Origin of the sequence: Streptomyces sp. NPDC093598 (genome assembly GCF_044764825.1) — a bacterium.
Classification (GTDB): Bacteria; Actinomycetota; Actinomycetes; order Streptomycetales; family Streptomycetaceae; genus Streptomyces.
In genome coordinates this window covers 172,086-188,228 of sequence record NZ_JBIWIV010000009.1, presented here as the reverse complement: position 1 = coordinate 188,228, position 16,143 = coordinate 172,086, and the positions used below count along the sequence as shown (strand labels likewise).

Annotated in this window: 14 protein-coding genes; 2 read left to right on the top strand and 12 right to left on the bottom strand. The window is 72.5% G+C overall.

From position 1 onward, the window contains the following. Nucleotides 1–3: 3 nt before the first annotated feature. Complete coding sequence (locus ACIRDU_RS25395; protein ID WP_184843610.1) at nucleotides 4–1,047, bottom strand: sugar-binding transcriptional regulator; 1,044 nt, start codon at nucleotides 1,045–1,047, stop codon at nucleotides 4–6. Nucleotides 1,048–1,125: 78 nt separating this feature from the next. Then, nucleotides 1,126–1,812, bottom strand: coding sequence for a ribulose-phosphate 3-epimerase (rpe, locus tag ACIRDU_RS25390; RefSeq protein WP_031138926.1), 687 nt, complete (start codon nucleotides 1,810–1,812; stop codon nucleotides 1,126–1,128). Nucleotides 1,813–1,943: 131 nt separating this feature from the next. Here rpe and ACIRDU_RS25385 point away from each other — a divergent pair, with 131 nt between their 5' ends. After that, nucleotides 1,944–4,085, top strand: a complete 2,142-nt coding sequence (locus ACIRDU_RS25385; protein ID WP_403583030.1) for an MMPL family transporter — start codon at nucleotides 1,944–1,946, stop codon at nucleotides 4,083–4,085. On the opposite strand, the gene ACIRDU_RS25380 is transcribed toward ACIRDU_RS25385, so the two are convergent. Together ACIRDU_RS25380 and fmt are read right to left on the bottom strand one after the other, a co-directional pair. Beyond that, entirely contained in the window at nucleotides 4,066–5,493 is a 1,428-nt protein-coding gene (locus ACIRDU_RS25380; RefSeq protein ID WP_403583027.1) for an RsmB/NOP family class I SAM-dependent RNA methyltransferase, read from the bottom strand. The genes ACIRDU_RS25385 and ACIRDU_RS25380 overlap by 20 nt on opposite strands. Before the next feature lie 138 nt (nucleotides 5,494–5,631). Next, nucleotides 5,632–6,564, bottom strand: coding sequence for a methionyl-tRNA formyltransferase (fmt, locus tag ACIRDU_RS25375; RefSeq protein WP_403583024.1), 933 nt, complete (start codon nucleotides 6,562–6,564; stop codon nucleotides 5,632–5,634). Nucleotides 6,565–6,889: 325 nt separating this feature from the next. Here fmt and ACIRDU_RS25370 point away from each other — a divergent pair, with 325 nt between their 5' ends. Beyond that, nucleotides 6,890–7,426 carry a hypothetical protein gene (locus ACIRDU_RS25370; protein ID WP_403583021.1) on the top strand — a complete coding sequence of 179 codons (537 nt, stop codon included), beginning with the start codon at nucleotides 6,890–6,892 and terminating at the stop codon, nucleotides 7,424–7,426. Nucleotides 7,427–7,525: 99 nt separating this feature from the next. Here the strand turns inward: ACIRDU_RS25370 and ACIRDU_RS25365 are convergent, their stop codons facing one another. The 8 genes from ACIRDU_RS25365 to ACIRDU_RS25330 all read right to left on the bottom strand — a co-directional run bounded on the left by ACIRDU_RS25365 (nucleotide 7,526) and on the right by ACIRDU_RS25330 (nucleotide 16,142). Beyond that, complete coding sequence (locus ACIRDU_RS25365) at nucleotides 7,526–9,691, bottom strand: primosomal protein N' (RefSeq protein WP_403583018.1); 2,166 nt, start codon at nucleotides 9,689–9,691, stop codon at nucleotides 7,526–7,528. 118 nt (nucleotides 9,692–9,809) lie between these two features. Further along, the gene (gene metK, locus ACIRDU_RS25360; protein ID WP_403583015.1) at nucleotides 9,810–11,018 is read right to left on the bottom strand and encodes a methionine adenosyltransferase; all 1,209 of its coding nucleotides are present in this window, start codon (nucleotides 11,016–11,018) and stop codon (nucleotides 9,810–9,812) included. 236 nt (nucleotides 11,019–11,254) lie between these two features. Next, nucleotides 11,255–12,457: a bifunctional phosphopantothenoylcysteine decarboxylase/phosphopantothenate--cysteine ligase CoaBC gene (gene coaBC / locus ACIRDU_RS25355; RefSeq protein ID WP_403583013.1), complete on the bottom strand. Its 1,203-nt coding sequence runs from the start codon at nucleotides 12,455–12,457 to the stop codon at nucleotides 11,255–11,257. Between the two features lie 142 nt (nucleotides 12,458–12,599). Next, on the bottom strand, nucleotides 12,600–12,872 hold the full coding sequence (gene rpoZ, locus ACIRDU_RS25350; RefSeq protein ID WP_003988945.1) for a DNA-directed RNA polymerase subunit omega: 273 nt from the start codon (nucleotides 12,870–12,872) through the stop codon (nucleotides 12,600–12,602). A 68-nt stretch (nucleotides 12,873–12,940) separates the two neighbouring features. Further along, complete coding sequence (gene gmk, locus ACIRDU_RS25345) at nucleotides 12,941–13,534, bottom strand: guanylate kinase (protein WP_403583011.1); 594 nt, start codon at nucleotides 13,532–13,534, stop codon at nucleotides 12,941–12,943. 58 nt (nucleotides 13,535–13,592) lie between these two features. After that, nucleotides 13,593–13,916, bottom strand: a complete 324-nt coding sequence (locus ACIRDU_RS25340; protein ID WP_003977346.1) for an integration host factor — start codon at nucleotides 13,914–13,916, stop codon at nucleotides 13,593–13,595. 277 nt (nucleotides 13,917–14,193) lie between these two features. Further along, nucleotides 14,194–15,039: an orotidine-5'-phosphate decarboxylase gene (gene pyrF, locus ACIRDU_RS25335; RefSeq protein WP_403583008.1), complete on the bottom strand. Its 846-nt coding sequence runs from the start codon at nucleotides 15,037–15,039 to the stop codon at nucleotides 14,194–14,196. Further along, on the bottom strand, nucleotides 15,036–16,142 hold the full coding sequence (locus tag ACIRDU_RS25330) for a quinone-dependent dihydroorotate dehydrogenase (protein ID WP_403583005.1): 1,107 nt from the start codon (nucleotides 16,140–16,142) through the stop codon (nucleotides 15,036–15,038). Before ACIRDU_RS25330 ends, pyrF begins: the two co-directional genes overlap by 4 nt. Nucleotide 16,143 lies beyond the last annotated feature (1 nt).

The window sequence follows — 16,143 nt, the reverse complement described above, 5'->3', positions numbered from 1 at the left end:
CCGTCAGACTCCGTCCGGGTCGGACCGGTTGAGCGCGGACTTCGGCGCCGGTCCGGCCGTCATCAGGTAGTCCGCGGCCGAGGTGTCCGTCACCAGGCTGGTGACGAGCCCGGAGCGCAGCACCGCGTCGATCGCGGGCCCCTTGCGCTGCCCGCCCGCGATCGCCACCACCTCGGGGATCCGGCGGAGCTGGTCGGCCTTCACGGTGATGCACCGCTCGCCCAGGTCCCGGCCGACCCGGCGTCCCTCGGCGTCGAAGAGGTGCGCGGACATCTCTGCGGCGACACCGAGGGAGGCGTAGTGCGCCCGCTCCTCGTCGCTGAGCATGTCGTGCACCGTGGAGATGCCCGGTTCCCAGGAGCCGATGGAGACACAGGCGACGGTGACCTTGTCGAAGTGCTCGAAGGCCCGGGCGATGCCCGTCTGGTTGCGCAGCGCCGCGGCCGTGGCCGCGTCGGGCAGCAGCATGGGCGCGTAGATGGGGTGTGCGTCCCCGCCGGCCACCTGGGCGGCGCGGCGCACGGCCTCGACGGAGCCGCGCTCGGCGGTCCCGGCGTCGTACACGCCTGTCAGCTGCACCACCGTGCAGGGCGGCAGCCGGTCGAGCGCCGCCGCCATGTGGATGGTGGAGCGGCCCCAGGCCAGGCCCAGCACGTCACCCTCGTCGACCAGTTCGCCGAGCAGGTCGGCGGCCACCTCTCCCAGGTTCTCGGGGTCGGGTGTCTCCTCGGCCTCGGCCGGGGACTCGACCACGACGGCGTGCCTGAGGCCGTAGCGGGCGCGGAGCGCGTCCGAGCGCTCGGCGTCCAGCTCCGCAGGCACACGGATCTCGATACGTACGAGATCCCGTTCGAGGGCGGTCTCCAGGACCCGGGCCACCTTGAAGCGGCTGACGCCGAACTCCTCCGCGATCTGGATCTTGGACTTGCCCTCGAGGTAGAAGCGGCGGGCCATGGCCGCCGCCTGCACCAGCTCAGCGGGTCCCATCCGCATGGCTGACCGGCCCGCCGACATACCCGACACGGCGATCTCCTCACTGCTGTTCACACTCTGGATTCGCCGTTCATCCTTGCAGATGTGGCGCGGATGATCAGCCCTGATGAGAGCCGTTCACTTTGCTGTGGCTCAGTGGTCGCAGGCCCAGGAGGCCTTCGCCGTCGCGGCCTCCGCCTGGGTGCGTAGTGCACGTACCGCCTCGGCCGGGTCGTTTGCCCCGTAGACCGCCGATCCGGCCACGAAGACGTCGGCTCCGGCGTCGGCGCACCGCTCGATGGTGGAGGCGGAAACTCCGCCGTCGACCTGGAGCCAGAGCTCCAGTCCGTGCTTGCTGATCAACTCGCGGGTGCGGCGAATCTTCGGAAGCATGATGTCGAGGAAGGCCTGTCCCCCGAAGCCCGGTTCGACCGTCATGATCAGCAGCATGTCGAGCTCGGGGAGCAGGTCCTCGTACGGCTCGATGGGGGTCGCGGGCTTCAGCGCCATGGAGGCGCGGGCGCCCTTGGCGCGGATCTCCCGGGCGAGCCGGACCGGGGCTGCGGCGGCCTCGACGTGGAAGGTGACGGAACCGGCCCCCGCCTCGACGTACTGGGGCGCCCACCGATCGGGGGCCTCGATCATCAGATGGCAGTCCAGCGGGGTGTCCGTCGCACGGGCGAGCGACTCCACGACCGGCACACCGAGCGTGAGGTTCGGGACGAAATGGTTGTCCATGACGTCGACGTGGAGCCAGTCGGCTCCCTCCACGGCCTTCGCCTCGTCCGCGAGGCGGGCGAAGTCGGCGGAGAGGATGCTGGGGTTGATCTGCGCGGCCATGTCCTAAGACTGCCATGCCCTCCGGGGGTTGTGGGCATCGGTCCCGGGTGGTCGGTCGGGTGCGGGCCGTACGCGGCTGGTCGCGCAGATCCCCGCGCCCCTGAGGGGGCGCTCCCGTGGAGGGGGTTGGCATGAAGCAGGGCGTCGCGCATCTCGTCTGCGGTCGGCGGGCCAAATGGCTCGTGCTGGTCTTCTGGGTGGTCGTCCTGTTCGTCGCCGCGCCGTTCGCCATGAAGCTCACCGACGCGCAGGACAACGACGCCGCGTCGTGGCTGCCGGGGTCCGCGGAGTCGACGCAGGTGCTCCAGATCTCCGAGGACTTCCGGCCGGAGCAGATCCCTGCGGTGGTGATCTACGCGCAGGAGAGCGGCCTGACGGCGCAGGACCGTACGGAGATCGCCGAGGACGTCACGCAGCTGAAGCAGCTGCGTGACCACGGCATCCTCGGCGAGCAGACGCGGGGGCCGGTGTTCGACCGGCAGGCCGATCCGCGGGCGGCGCAGGTCCTCGTGCCGATCATGATGGACGAGGAGGGCTGGGAGCGGATCTCCCCCGCCGTGGAGTCCATCCGGGACGACGTCGGTACGGGCGACGGCGGTCTGGCCGTGCACATCACGGGCCCGGGCGGCACGTCCGCGGACTTCGCGGAGGCCTTCGAGGGCATCGACTCGACCCTGCTGCTCTCGGCGATGGCGGTCGTCGTCGTCATGCTGCTCATCACGTACCGCAGCCTGACCCTGCTGCTGGTCCCCCTGATCGCGGTGGTCTGCGCGCTGTTCACCGCCCAGGCGCTGATCTACCTGCTGGCCGAGCACGCGGGCCTGACGGTCAACGGCCAGAGCGCCGGCATCCTCACCGTGCTGGTCTTCGGGGCGGGGACGGACTACGCCCTGCTGCTGGTGGCCCGCTACCGGGAGGAACTGCGCCGGCACGAGGACCGGCACGAGGCGATGGCCTTGGCGCTGCACCGGGCCGGCCCTGCCGTGCTCGCCTCCGGTGCGACGGTCGTGCTGAGCATGCTGGTGCTGCTGGCCGCCGAGATGAACTCCACGAGCGGCCTGGGGCCGGTGGCCGCGATCGGTGTCGCCGTCGCCCTGCTGGCGATGATGAGCCTGTTCCCGGCCCTGCTGGTGATCTTCGGCCGATGGATCTTCTGGCCGGTGATCCCGCACCACGGCACACCCGACCCGACCGAGCGCGGCGTCTGGGCCCGCACGGGCCGCCGTATCGCCCGCCGCCCGCGGATGACCTGGGGCGTCACGGCGATCGCGCTCGCGGTGTGTTCGCTGGGCCTGATCCAGTTGCGCGCGGAGGGCATCGGCAACGCGGACGCGTTCACCGGCAAACCGGACTCGATCACCGGGCAGGAGGTCTCGGCGCGCTACTTCCCGGCGGGCAGCGGCGACCCCCTCGTCATCGTCAGCAACCAGGCGCAGGCCGTGCAGGTGGGCCGCGCGGTCGCCGGAACGCAGGGTGTGGTCCCCCAGTCCCTCGGTCTGCCGCCCGGCACCGAACCGGCCGCCGAGGGCAGGGTCCTCTTCGAGGCCACCATGACCGCCCCGTCGGACAGCGAGGCCGCCAAACAGACGGTCGAGCGGGTGAGGGACGCCGTGCACGCGGTGCCCGACGCCGACGCCAAGGTGGGCGGCGGCACGGCGGCCCTGCTGGACATGGACGAGGCGACCACGCACGACAACGTGCTGATCATCCCGCTGGTCCTGGTCGTCGTCCTGCTGATCCTGTGCGTCCTGCTGCGCGCCCTGATCGCCCCGCTGCTGCTGATCGGCACGGTGATCCTGTCGTTCGCGGCGGCCCTCGGCATCAGCGCGCTCGCGTTCCGGTACGTCTTCGACTACGCGGGCGAGGCGACCGACTTCCCGCTGTTCGTCTTCGTGTTCCTGGTCGCCCTGGGCATCGACTACAACATCTTCCTGACCACCCGCATCCGGGAGGAGGCGGCCCGCCAGGGCACCAGAGCGGGCGTGGTCACGGGCCTCGCCGCAACCGGAGCGGTCATCACCTCCGCCGGCCTGGTCCTGGCCGGCACCTTCGCCGCCCTCGGCACCCTTCCGATGGTCGCCTTCGCCGAGATCGGCTTCACGGTCGCCCTCGGCGTCCTCATCGACACCTTCGTCGTCCGCTCGGTCCTCGTCACGTCGCTGTTCCTGGACGTCGGGCCGAAGGTGTGGTGGCCGCACCGGCTGGCGCGCCACGACGGCGGCGCACCGGACCGGGCGACCGTGGGAGCGGGGGTCAGCCGGTCCGGCGAATGAGCGCCAGGTACATCGCGTCGGTCCCGTGCAGATGCGGCCACAGCTGCACGTCGGGCCCCTCGCCCAGATCCGGTACGCCGGGCAGCAGCGGCCGGGCGTCGACGAGGTCGGCGTCCGGATGCTGCTTGAGCACGTCGGCGACGACGGCCCGGGTCTCGGCGAGGTGCGGCGAGCAGGTCGCGTAGCCCACGACACCGCCGACCCGCACCGACTCCAGGGCGGTGCGCAGCAGCCCGCGCTGCAGCGGCGCGAAGCCCTCGAGGTCCTCCGGGCGGCGCCGCCAGCGCGCCTCCGGACGGCGGCGCAGGGCGCCGAGGCCGGTGCACGGCACGTCGACCAGCACCCGGTCGAAGCTGCCGGGCCGCCACGCCGGACGCGTCCCGTCCGCGGCGATCACCTGGTACGGCCCGGGATTGCCGTCCAGCGCCTTCGCCACGAGGCCGGCGCGATGGGTCTGCTTCTCGGACGCGACGAGCAGGGCACCCCGCTCGGCAGCCAGTGCGCCGAGCAGCGCCGCCTTGCCGCCCGGCCCCGCGCACCCGTCCAGCCAGCGCCGGTCGGGCCCGTCCAGGGGCGCGTTGGCGAGGGCGATCGCCACGAGCTGGCTGCCCTCGTCCTGCACCCCCGCACGTCCGTCCCGCACGGCCGCGATGGCCCCCGGCTCCCCGCCCTCGGTCAGCCGCACGGCGTACGGCGACCAGTGCCCCCGTACCGCCGCGTCCTCTTCGAGCAGTTCCTCGGCGGTGGCCCGCCCGGGCCGCGCCACCAGCGTCACCTCGGGCCGCTCGTTGTCGGCGCGCAGCAGTTCCTCGACACCGTCGCGCCCGCCGCCGAGGGAGTCCCACAGCGCGGACACGACCCACCTGGGGTGCGAGTGGACGACGGCGAGATGGTCCTCGGGATCCTCGTCATAAGGGGGCGCGACCCGCTCCAGCCAGCCGTCCAGATCGTGCTGCGCCACCTTGCGCAGCACGGCGTTGACGAACTTGGCCCGCCCGTCGCCGAGCACGACCCGCGCGAGCTCGACGGTCGCGGACACGGCCGCGTGCGTCGGGATCCGCGTGCCGAGCAGCTGGTGCGCGCCGAGGCTGAGCACGTCCAGCACCGGCGGGTCGACCTCCCCGAGCGGCCGGTCCACGCAGGTCGCCAGGACCGCGTCGTACGTCCCCTGCCGCCGCAGCGTCCCGTACACCAGCTCGGTGGCGAGGGCCGCGTCCCGGGCGTCGAACGTCTCGGGTCCCTCCTTCTCCCGCGCCTTGCGCAGCAGGGGCGGCAGAACGAGGTTGGCGTAGGCGTCCCGCTCGTCCACGGCCCTCAGCGCCTCGAAGGCGAGGATGCGGACGGGGTCCTTCTTGGGCCGGCGGTAGGGCTTGCCTGACGTGCGGGCTCGACGGGGCTGTTCGCTCACGAAAAAGGTGCTCCGGGTGTGAGAAGAAGTGCGCCGTCCAGCCTACGCCGCCGGGAAAAGGGGAGAACCGGCAGCCGGGAAAAGGGAGAACCGGCGGCGTGGCACCGAGCCGCGTCGTCGGCCCCGCCCCGGCCGGCTTCAGCCGCCGAGCCGCTCACCCTCGCCGATCCGCACCCCGCGCGCCCAGTCCGCGGCCCGCATCGGCTTCTTGCCCTGGGCCTGCACCCACAGCAGTTCGACGCCGTACGAGCCGGTGCCGACGTACACGTTGTTCTTCCCGGCGGCGATCTGCCCCGGGGCGAGGTCCGTCCGGTCGGGCACGGGGGCGGCCTGGATGAGCTTGAGCCGCTCACCGCGGAACGTGGTCCAGGCGCCGGGAGCCGGGGTGCACCCCCGTACCATCCGGTCGACGCGCAGCGCGGGCGCGGTCCAGTCGAGGTGGGCGTCCTCGACGTTGACCTTCGGGGCGAGGCTGATCCCGTCGGCCGGCTGCGGTACGGCCTTCAGTGTGCCGTCCTCGATGCCGTCCATGGTCGCCGCCAGCAGCCCGGCACCGGCGAACGCCAGCCGCGTCAGCAGATCCCCGCTGGTGTCGGTGGGCCGGATCTCCTCGGTCACCGTGCCGTACACCGGCCCGGAGTCCAGTCCCTCCTCGATCAGGAAGGTCGACGCCCCGGTGATCTCGTCGCCGGCCATGATGGCGTGCTGCACGGGTGCGGCTCCGCGCCAGGCCGGCAGCAGGGAGAAGTGCAGATTGACCCAGCCGTGCACGGGGACGTCGAGGGCGACCCGGGGCAGCAGCGCTCCGTAGGCGACGACGGGGCAGCAGTCCGGCCCGATCTCCCGCAGCCGCTCCAGGAACTCGGGGTCCTTCGGCTTCGCGGGCTTCAGCACCTCGATCCCGGCCTCCTCCGCCCGCTCGGCGACGGGCGACGCGACGAGCCTGCGTCCGCGCCCGGCCGGCGCGTCGGGACGCGTGACGACGGCGGCCACCTCGTGCCGCCCGGAGGCGAGCAGAGCGTCCAGAGCGGGAACGGCGACCTCGGGTGTACCGGCGAAGACGAGCTTCATGGGGTGGTGGGGGCCTCTCGGGCGGGGGCGATGACGGGCAACGCCCAAGTCTATGAGCCGGAAACGGAAAGCCGCCGACGGTGCCCGGCCCCCGCGGGAGAGCCGGGCCTCTGGAGGGACAGCGACGGGCGGTGCGCGGCTGGGAGACCAGAGCCAGAAGGCCGCAGGCCGAGGCGCACACCCCGCGCAAACGGGCGCACGCATATGCCCCCACGCCCCCACACCGTGACCCGCGGAGCGAATCCGCGTTGGTCAAGACAGAGTTGACCACAACGGGCCGCGATCGCGGCCCATTCCTTTCAACGCCGGTTCGAGAGGCTTGTTCATGGCCGACCACGCAACCCACGACGCCCAGGCTCGGGCCAGCCTGCACTTGCTGGTGCGGGACATCGAGCGGGTCCGCCGGCAGGTGGACGCACTGCGCACACTCACCGCCCAGTTGGGCAACGTCTACCGCCCGCGCCGCTCCGGCTCCTCCACGGGCTTCGTCGTCTACGGACGCGCCCCCGCCCCGACGGTACGTCTCGCCCAGGAGCTGCGGGACAGCGTCGAGACGCTGGTCACGGCGGCCGTGGACTTCGATCGCTCACTCGGCTTCTCGTGGGACGCGGTGGGCTCCGCACTCGGAGTCACCAAACAGGCGGTCCACCGCCGTTACGGCGCCCGCCGGGCCACGGCCCAGGCGGCCGCTCCCGAGCCGGAGCGCACCCCGGAGCCGTCGGGCAGCCGCTCGGTCACGGTGACCACCGGTCTCCCGACGGTCCCGGCGGCGCGCTCCATGCCCACACAGCCGACAGCCGGCAGTCCCGCACTCCGCGACGAGGCGAGGCCGACGGCCTTCCCCGGCCCGCGCAACGGCTGACGCACTCTCTGCCCTGCCCTCTCGGAACGCCTCCGGGAGGGCAGCCGCGTATCCGGCCGAAGCCCCACCCGGACGACGCCCGCTACCGCCCGCCGCGGCTCACCCGATGTCGGCCGGATCGACCCGCACCCAGACCCCAGCCCCGTTTCCGGCCCCACCGCCACTCCCCCGGGCCATCCGCGCGGCCTGCGCCGCTTTGAGCGCGGCGGCCAGCGCGGCGCCTCTCCCCGGCGGCACCCGCAGCAACGCCCGCTCCCACCGCTCCCCGGGCGGCGGCGCCCCCGCCCGCCGAGGTCGCCCGGCGGCGGGGACGGGCAACGGCACCGGTCCCAGCACCTCGGCCTCGGGCGGCAGTTCGGCCGTGCGGAGAAAGTCGGCCACCGCCTCCGCGGGCCCCGACACCGCGGCCATCCGCGACACCGGCGGAAACCCCAACTCGGCCCGCTCGGAGAGTTCCCGCACCGCGTGACCGACGGGATCCCACCGTACGAGCGCCTGCACGGGCCGCAGCGTCGGCTCGGCCACGACCACCACCGTGCCGCCGGCCGACTGCGGCCGGACGAGGGACGCGGCCGCGATCCACCGCCGCAACGCGTCCTCCCCGGCCCGCAGATCGGGTCGCCCGAGCATCGCCCAGCCGTCCAGCAGCAGCGCCGCCGCATACCCGCCCTCGGCGACGGGCTCGGCCCCCGGCGTGCTCACGACCAGCGCCGGCGCTCCCGGCACCGTGTCGAGCACGTGCTCCCGCCCCGAGGTGCGCACCGGCACGGCGGGGAAGGCCCGCCCGAGTTCCTCGGCGGTGCGCCGGGCCCCGACGACCGAGGCGCGCAGCCGGAAGGAGCCGCACTCGGGGCAGTGCCAGCCGCTCTCCTCGCGTCCGCACCATCCGCAGTTCAAGGCACCGCCGTCGGGCGCCTCCAGCGGCCCGGAGCACTGCCGGCACCGCGCGGGCGCCCGGCAGCCGGCACACGCCATACGCGGTACGTACCCCCTGCGGGGCACCTGCACCAGCACCGGGCCGTGCCGCAGGCCGTCCCTGACGGCCTGCCAGGCGAGGGTCGGCAGCCGGGCGGCCCGGGCGGCCTCGTCCCGGGCGAGATCCTGGTCCCCGACGGTCCGTACCAGCGGCGCGGTTCCCCGCACCTGGTCCCGGCCGGCGACGAGCGGCCGCGCCCAGCCGCTCTCGACGAGCTGCGCGGCCTCCACCGTGCAGCCCCAGCTGCCCAGCAGGAAGCCGCACCTGTCCTGGGCGGCGCGCAGCAGGAGCACCTCGCGGGCGTGGGGCTGCGGGGCGTGCTGCTCGCTGTGGCTGTCGTCGCCGTCGTCCCAGAGGGCGACCAGGCCGAGGTCCTGGACCGGCGCGAACATCGCGGCCCGGGTCCCGATCACGGCCCGTACGGAACCGCGTCGCACCGCGAGCCACTGCGCGTACCGCTTCTCGGGGCCGGCGTCGGCGGTGAGCACCGCGTGCCGTCCCTCCCCCAGCAGGGAGGTCAGGGCGGCGTCGACCCGTGCGACGGCCCGTCCGTCGGGCAGGACGGCGATCGCCCCGCGCCCGGAGGCCAGTGTCGCGGCGACGGCCCGGGCCAGCTCCTCGCTCCACTGCGGGCCGGGCAGCGCGTTCCACACGGCCCGGGGCGCTCCGCCGGAGGCGAGCGACTCCAGGAAGGCCGCGCCCCGCTCGTAGCGCTGCCAGGATCCCGCCTCGGGCGCCGGGGGCGGTGGCAGCGGCTCGGGGGAGGGCCGCTGCTCGGCGCGTGCGTTGCGCGGCGGTACGGCGAGCTGCAGGACATCGGCGAGGCTGCCCGCGTACCGGTCGGCGACCGCCCGGGCCAGGCCCAGCAACTCCTCGCTCAGCACCTGCTCGGGCGACACGACCTGGGCGAGGGCGGCCAGCGGCCCGGAGTAGTCGGACTCGGCCAGCCGCTCGACGAGGAACCCGTCGATCAGGCCGCCGCCCTCGCGTCGGCCCTCCCGCACCCGGTGCCGCCCGGCGCCGAACCGCACCCGCACCCGCACGCCCGGCTGGGCGTCCGCGTCCAGCTCCTCGGGCACGGCGTAGTCGAAGTAGCGGTCGAGATGGAGCACGCCCTTGTCGACGAGGACGCGGGCGACGGGGAGCTCCTTGGCGAGCGCGGCTCCCCGCCAGGTCCGCGGCTTGGCCCGGGGCGTCTTGGCCTTGCGCACACTGTCCCGGATGAGCGCGAGCTGCTCGGGCGGCGCACCCTCCGCCCCGCCGCCCGCCTGTTCGTTCTCGCTGCTCACGCTTGCATTCTTACCAAACACCACTGACAACCGGCGGCTCCCGGGAGGCCCCCGGGCACGGCAAAGCCCGGCCCCCGAGGGGAGCCGGGCCTCACGCAGTGCCCCGGGGGGACGGGACTTACAGCCCCGCGGCCTCGCGCAGCGCGTCCACGCGGTCCGTCCGCTCCCAGGTGAACTCGGGAAGCTCGCGGCCGAAGTGGCCGTACGCCGCCGTCTGGGAGTAGATCGGGCGGAGCAGGTCGAGGTCGCGGATGATGGCGGCCGGGCGGAGGTCGAAGACGTCGTCGATCGCCTTCTCGATCCTCTCCGTGTCGATCTTGGCGGTGCCGAAGGTCTCGACGAACAGACCGACCGGCTCGGCCTTGCCGATCGCGTACGCGACCTGGACCTCGCAGCGGGTGGCGAGGCCCGCGGCGACCACGTTCTTCGCGACCCAGCGCATCGCGTACGCCGCGGAGCGGTCGACCTTGGACGGGTCCTTGCCGGAGAAGGCGCCGCCGCCGTGGCGGGCCATGCCGCCGTAGGTGTCGATGATGATCTTGCGGCCGGTCAGGCCGGCGTCACCCATCGGGCCGCCGATCTCGAAGCGGCCGGTGGGGTTGACCAGGAGACGGTAGTTCTCCGTGTCGAGCTTGATGCCCTCGTCCAGGAGCGCCTTCAGCTCCGGCTCGACGACGAACTCCTTGATGTCGGGAGCCAGGAGCGAGTCCAGGTCGATGTCGGAGGCGTGCTGGGAGGAGACGACGACGGTGTCCAGACGGACCGCCTTGTCGCCGTCGTACTCGATGGTGACCTGCGTCTTGCCGTCCGGGCGCAGGTAGGGGATCGTGCCGTTCTTGCGCACGTCGGACAGGCGCTTCGACAGGCGGTGGGCCAGGAAGATCGGCAGCGGCATCAGCGTCGGCGTCTCGTCCGTCGCGTAGCCGAACATCAGGCCCTGGTCGCCCGCGCCCTGCTTGTCGAGCTCGTCGTCGTCGCCCTCGACGCGGGTCTCGTACGCCGTGTCCACGCCCTGGGCGATGTCCGGGGACTGCGCGCCGATCGACACCGACACGCCGCAGGAGGCGCCGTCGAAGCCCTTCTTGCTGGAGTCGTAGCCGATTTCGAGGATCTTGTTCCGGACCAGCGTCGCGATGTCCGCGTACGTCTTGGTCGTGACCTCCCCGGCCACGTGCACCAGGCCGGTCGTGATCAAGGTCTCGACGGCGACCCGGGAGGACGGGTCCTCGCGCAGGAGCGCGTCGAGAATGGTGTCGCTGATCTGGTCAGCGATCTTGTCGGGGTGACCCTCGGTCACGGACTCCGAGGTGAAAAGGCGACGGGACACAACGCTCCCTGAGGTTGCAGCGGCTGCTGGCTGATCATTGGCGGACGGCGGGGGCTGCACCCGGCGCCGTCCGTGGAACAGTTTACGGGTCACGCTTCGGCCACGGTCCCCCTGTCTCGCCACTCGGGAGTGCTGTGACCTGCGGCACGGGCATTCTGCCCAATCCCGAGCGGCATTGGCCAGAGGCGCCACGCCCCGACGACCCGGTTTCGAGCGGACGTGCGGGGACGGAGCAGTCAGCCGAGGCGTTCGGCCACCAGGTCCCACACGGTGTCGGCCAGGGCCTCCTTGGGCCCGTGCGCCACTGCGGTCTCACTGCCGTCGGCACCGAGCACGACCGCCTCGTTCTCCTCGGAACCGAAGGTCTTGCGCTCCCCCACCTCGTTCACCACGAGCAGATCGCAGCCCTTGCGCTTGAGCTTGGCGCGGCCGTTGGCGAGGACGTCGTCCGTCTCCGCGGCGAAGCCGACGATCACCTGTCCGGCGCGGGCCCGGTCCGCGGAGATCTCCGCGAGAATGTCCGGATTCCGCACCAGGGTGATCGGCTCCGGCTCCTGGCCGTCCTTCTTCTTGATCTTCCCCGCCGCGTACGCCGCCGGGCGGAAGTCCGCCACCGCGGCGGCCATCACCACCGCGTCGGCGTCCCCGGCGGCCCGCAGCACCGCCTCGCGCAGCTGCACGGCGGTGCCGACGCCGACGACGTCCACGCCCGCCGGCGCGGGCAGGGTGCTGTTGGCCGCGATCAGCGTGACACGGGCGCCTCGGGCGGCGGCGGTGCGGGCGAGGGCGTAGCCCTGCTTGCCGGAGGAGCGGTTGCCGAGGAACCGGACGGGGTCCAGGGGCTCGCGGGTGCCACCGGCGCTCACGACGACATGCCGGCCCTCTAGGTCGGGCTCGGTGACGCCCCGGGCCAGGACGCGGCGGCAGACCTCGAAGATCTCGCCCGGGTCGGGCAGCCGGCCCTTGCCGGTGTCGACGCCGGTGAGGCGGCCCACGGCCGGCTCGATGACGAGGGCGCCGCGGCGGCGCAGCGTCGCCACGTTCTCCTGGGTGGCCGGGTGCTCCCACATCTCCGTGTGCATGGCGGGGGCGAAGACGACCGGGCAGCGGGCGGTGAGCAGCGTGTTGGTGAGGAGGTCGTCGGCGAGGCCGTGGGCCGCCTTGGCGAGCATGTCGGCGGTGGCCGGGGCGACGACGACCAGGTCCGCGTGCTGCCCGATGCGGACGTGCGGGACCTCGTGCACGTCGTCCCACACCTCGGTGGAAACCGGGTGGCCGGAGAGCGCGGACCAGGTGGCGGCGCCGACGAAGTGCAGCGCGGAGGCGGTGGGCACCACGCGCACGTCGTGGCCCGACTCCGTCAGCCGCCGCAGCAGCTCACAGGCCTTGTACGCGGCGATGCCCCCGCTGACCCCCAGAACGACCTTCGGCTTGTCCACGTCTCTCCCCGTCTCTCCCCGGACCGCGGCAACCGGCACGACCTCGGCAACCGGCACACCGTACGACTCCATGACACACCACAGGCCCGGCAGTCGGCCTGCCGGGCCTGTGGAAAAGTCAGCGTCAAGCTGTAAATCCTACTTACTGCGCCGGGCCCTCGACGGCCTCGGACGTCAGGAGCCCCGCGTTGATCTCGCGGAGGGCGATCGAGAGCGGCTTCTCGTGGACGTGGGTGTCGACGAGGGGACCGACGTACTCGAGGAGACCCTCGCCGAGCTGCGAGTAGTACGCGTTGATCTGGCGGGCACGCTTGGCCGCGTAGATCACGAGGCTGTACTTCGAGTCGGTGGCCTCGAGGAGCTCGTCGATCGGCGGGTTGATGATGCCCTCGGGCGCGGAGATGGAAGAGGACACGCTCTACCTTCCGATGGATGGGAAAGAATCTGTCGGGGTGATCAGCCGACCGGAACGATCGGCGATGGTCACACGACGCTCGTCAAGGCTAGCAGCTCGCGCGCCACGTCCTCGACGGAGGTGTTGACCAGGGTGGTGTCGAACTCCGGCTCGGCCGCGAGTTCGATCTTCGCCGCTTCGAGCCGGCGCTCGATCACCTCGGGCGGTTCGGTGCCCCGCCCGGTGAGTCGGCGCACGAGCTCCTCCCAGGAGGGAGGAGCCAGGAACACCAGCTGGGCCTCGGGCATCGACTCGCGGACCAGGCGGGCGCCCTGCAGGTCGATCTCCAGGAGGACGGGCTCGCCGTTCTCCAGGCGCTCCTGCACGGCCGCACGCGGCGTGCCGTAGCGGTTGCCGGCGAACTCGGCCCACTCCAGCAGCTCCCCGTTGGCGATCAGCTTGTCCATCTCGTCGTCGGAGACGAAGAAGTAGTGGACTCCGTGCTGCTCGCCGGGGCGGGGCTTGCGGGTCGTCGCCGACACCGAGAGCCAGACCTCGGGGTGTTCCTTGCGCATATGAGCGACGACCGTGCTCTTGCCGACCCCGGAGGGGCCGGAGAGCACGGTCAGCCGCGGACGTACGTCCGGGGGTACGGGGGACGTCCCCCGGGGTGTTGCAGCCATGCAGCGATTATCCAGCAATCGCGGAGTGCCCGGGACTCGCTTCCCCGGAGCGCCCGGTTCAGGAGCCGGTGCTGCCGAACTCGCGCTCCAGGGAGGCGATCTGGTTGGAACCGAGACCCCGCACGCGGCGGCTCTCGGAGATGCCGAGTCGCTCCATGATCTGCTTGGCGCGGACCTTGCCCACGCCGGGCAGCGACTCGAGGAGGGCGGAGACCTTCATCTTGCCGATGACGTCGTTCTCCTGGCCCTGCTTGATGACCTCGTGAAGGGAGGCGCCGGAGTGCTTGAGTCGATTCTTGACCTCGGCCCGCTCCCGGCGAGCCGCGGCGGCCTTTTCGAGCGCGGCTGCGCGCTGTTCAGGGGTAAGGGGCGGAAGAGCCACGCCTACGTCACCTCGGATGTCGAACTGTCGGATACGGACCGGTGAGGAACCTAGTCGCCCCACACCTGGGGAGCTACGAGCAACACGCTTGCCCGTTCACTCTCGTCGGAGACTAGCGGGCAAGTCCGCCAGAGTCAGCGAGAACAGCGGAAAAGTCCTGGTCAGCCTTCATCTGAACGGACATTTAGGACATACTGCCCCGGATTTGAGGATGTATTCAGACTCAAGCGGGCCCCGGACCACTCATCGGAGGTCTCGCGGTCAGGTCTGGACCGCCTCACGAGGCCGTCAGGATGTGACGGATCTCCTCCGCGAAGCGTTCCGCGGCGTCACGCAGAGCGACCGCGTCGGGACCGTGGCGTAGCACTCCCCGGCTGACGTTCGGCACGACGTTGCGCACCGCCGCGCCGAAGACCCCGGGAAGATCGGCCGGCGTGGCCCCCTGGGCGCCGATGCCGGGCGCGAGGAGCGGGCCGTTGATGTCCAGGTCGTACCTCGACAGATCACCGAGGGTGGCGCCGACGACCGCGCCGAAGGACCCGAGGGGCCGCTCCCCGGCGTTCTCGGCGGCGAGGTGCGCGAGCATGGTCGCTCCGACGTTCCGGCCGTCGGACCGCACGGCGTGCTGGACCTCGCCGCCCTCCGGGTTGGAGGTCAGCGCCAGCACGAACAGGCCCGCCCCGCTCTCCCTGGCCAGCGCGACGGCCGGGCTGAGCGATCCGTAGCCGAGGTACGGCGAGACGGTCAGGGCGTCGGAGAACAGCGGGGCGTCCTTGTGCAGGAAGGACTCGGCGTAGGCGGCCATGGTGGAGCCGATGTCGCCGCGCTTGGCGTCCATCACGACCAGCGCGCCGGCCGCCCGCGCCTCGGCCACCGAGCTCTCCAGGACGGCGAGCCCGCGCGAGCCGAAGCGCTCGAAGAACGCGCTCTGCGGCTTGAGCACGGCGACCCGGTCGGCGACGGCCTCGACGACCGTGCGGCTGAACCGCTCCAGGCCCGCGACGTCGTCGTTCAGGCCCCACTCGGCGAGCAGGGAGGCGTGCGGGTCGATGCCGACGCACAGCGGGCCGCGCTCGTCCATGGCCCGGCGCAGGCGGGCGCCGAAGGGTTCGAGACCACTCATGCCGTCTTCCTCACGTCGGCGCCCACCGCGTCGGCGAGCGTGGCGTAGGGGCTCGTGGCCAGGCGAGCGGCGAGCCCCTTGTGGATCGCGCGGCCCCAGAAGGGCCCCTCGTAGATGAAGGCGCTGTAGCCCTGGACCAGCGTGGCACCCGCCAGGATGCGCTGCCAGGCGTCCTCGGCGTTCTCGATGCCGCCGACGCCCACCAGGGTGATCCGGTCGCCCACGCGCGCGTAGAGGCGGCGCAGGACCTCCAGGGAGCGTTCCCTCAGGGGCGCCCCGGACAGGCCGCCGGTCTCCTTGACCCGGGAAGGGTCGGCCTTCAGGCCGAGACCGTCGCGCGCGATGGTGGTGTTCGTGGCGATGATGCCGTCCAGACCGAGTTCGACGGCGAGGTCGGCGACGGCGTCGACGTCCTCGTCTGCGAGGTCCGGAGCGATCTTGACCAGGAGCGGGACGCGCCGCGCGGACACCGTGCGGTCGGCGGCCTCGCGGACGGCGCTGAGCAGAGGACGGAGCGCCTCCGTGGCCTGGAGGTTGCGCAGGCCGGGCGTGTTCGGGGAGGAGACGTTGACGACCAGGTAGTCGGCGTACGGCGCGAGCCGCTCGGCGGACTTCACGTAGTCCGCGACGGCCTCCTCCTCCGGTACGACCTTGGTCTTGCCGATGTTGACGCCGACGACCGGCTTGAAGACGGGCGTACGGGAGGCGAGGCGGGCCGCGACGCGCAGCGAGCCGTCGTTGTTGAAGCCCATGCGGTTGATCAGCGCCCGGTCCTCGACCAGGCGGAACAGCCGCTGCTTGGGGTTGCCGGGCTGCGGTTCGCCGGTCACCGTGCCGATCTCGACGTGGTCGAAGCCGAGCATGGCCATGCCGTCGATGCCGACGGCGTTCTTGTCGAAGCCCGCGGCGAGCCCGAAGGGGCCGTGCATGCGCAGGCCGAGGGCCTCGGTGCGCAGCTCCTTGTACCGGGGCGCGAGCGCGGCGGCGAGGAAGGTGCGCAGCACGGGCACGCGGGCGGCGAGGCGGATCCAGCGGAAGGCCAGGTGGTGGGCCTGCTCCGGGTCCAGCCGTTTGAAGACGAGACGGAAGAAGATCTTGTACATG

Coding starts and splice junctions, on each gene's coding strand:
- rpe (WP_031138926.1), bottom strand. CDS start 1,812: ATGGCCGCGCAGATCAACCCCAGCATCCTCTCCGCCGACTTCGCCCGC.
- ACIRDU_RS25385 (WP_403583030.1), top strand. CDS start 1,944: ATGAAGCAGGGCGTCGCGCATCTCGTCTGCGGTCGGCGGGCCAAATGG.
- fmt (WP_403583024.1), bottom strand. CDS start 6,564: ATGAAGCTCGTCTTCGCCGGTACACCCGAGGTCGCCGTTCCCGCTCTG.
- ACIRDU_RS25370 (WP_403583021.1), top strand. CDS start 6,890: ATGGCCGACCACGCAACCCACGACGCCCAGGCTCGGGCCAGCCTGCAC.
- gmk (WP_403583011.1), bottom strand. CDS start 13,534: ATGGCTGCAACACCCCGGGGGACGTCCCCCGTACCCCCGGACGTACGT.
- pyrF (WP_403583008.1), bottom strand. CDS start 15,039: ATGAGTGGTCTCGAACCCTTCGGCGCCCGCCTGCGCCGGGCCATGGAC.
- ACIRDU_RS25330 (WP_403583005.1), bottom strand. CDS start 16,142: ATGTACAAGATCTTCTTCCGTCTCGTCTTCAAACGGCTGGACCCGGAG.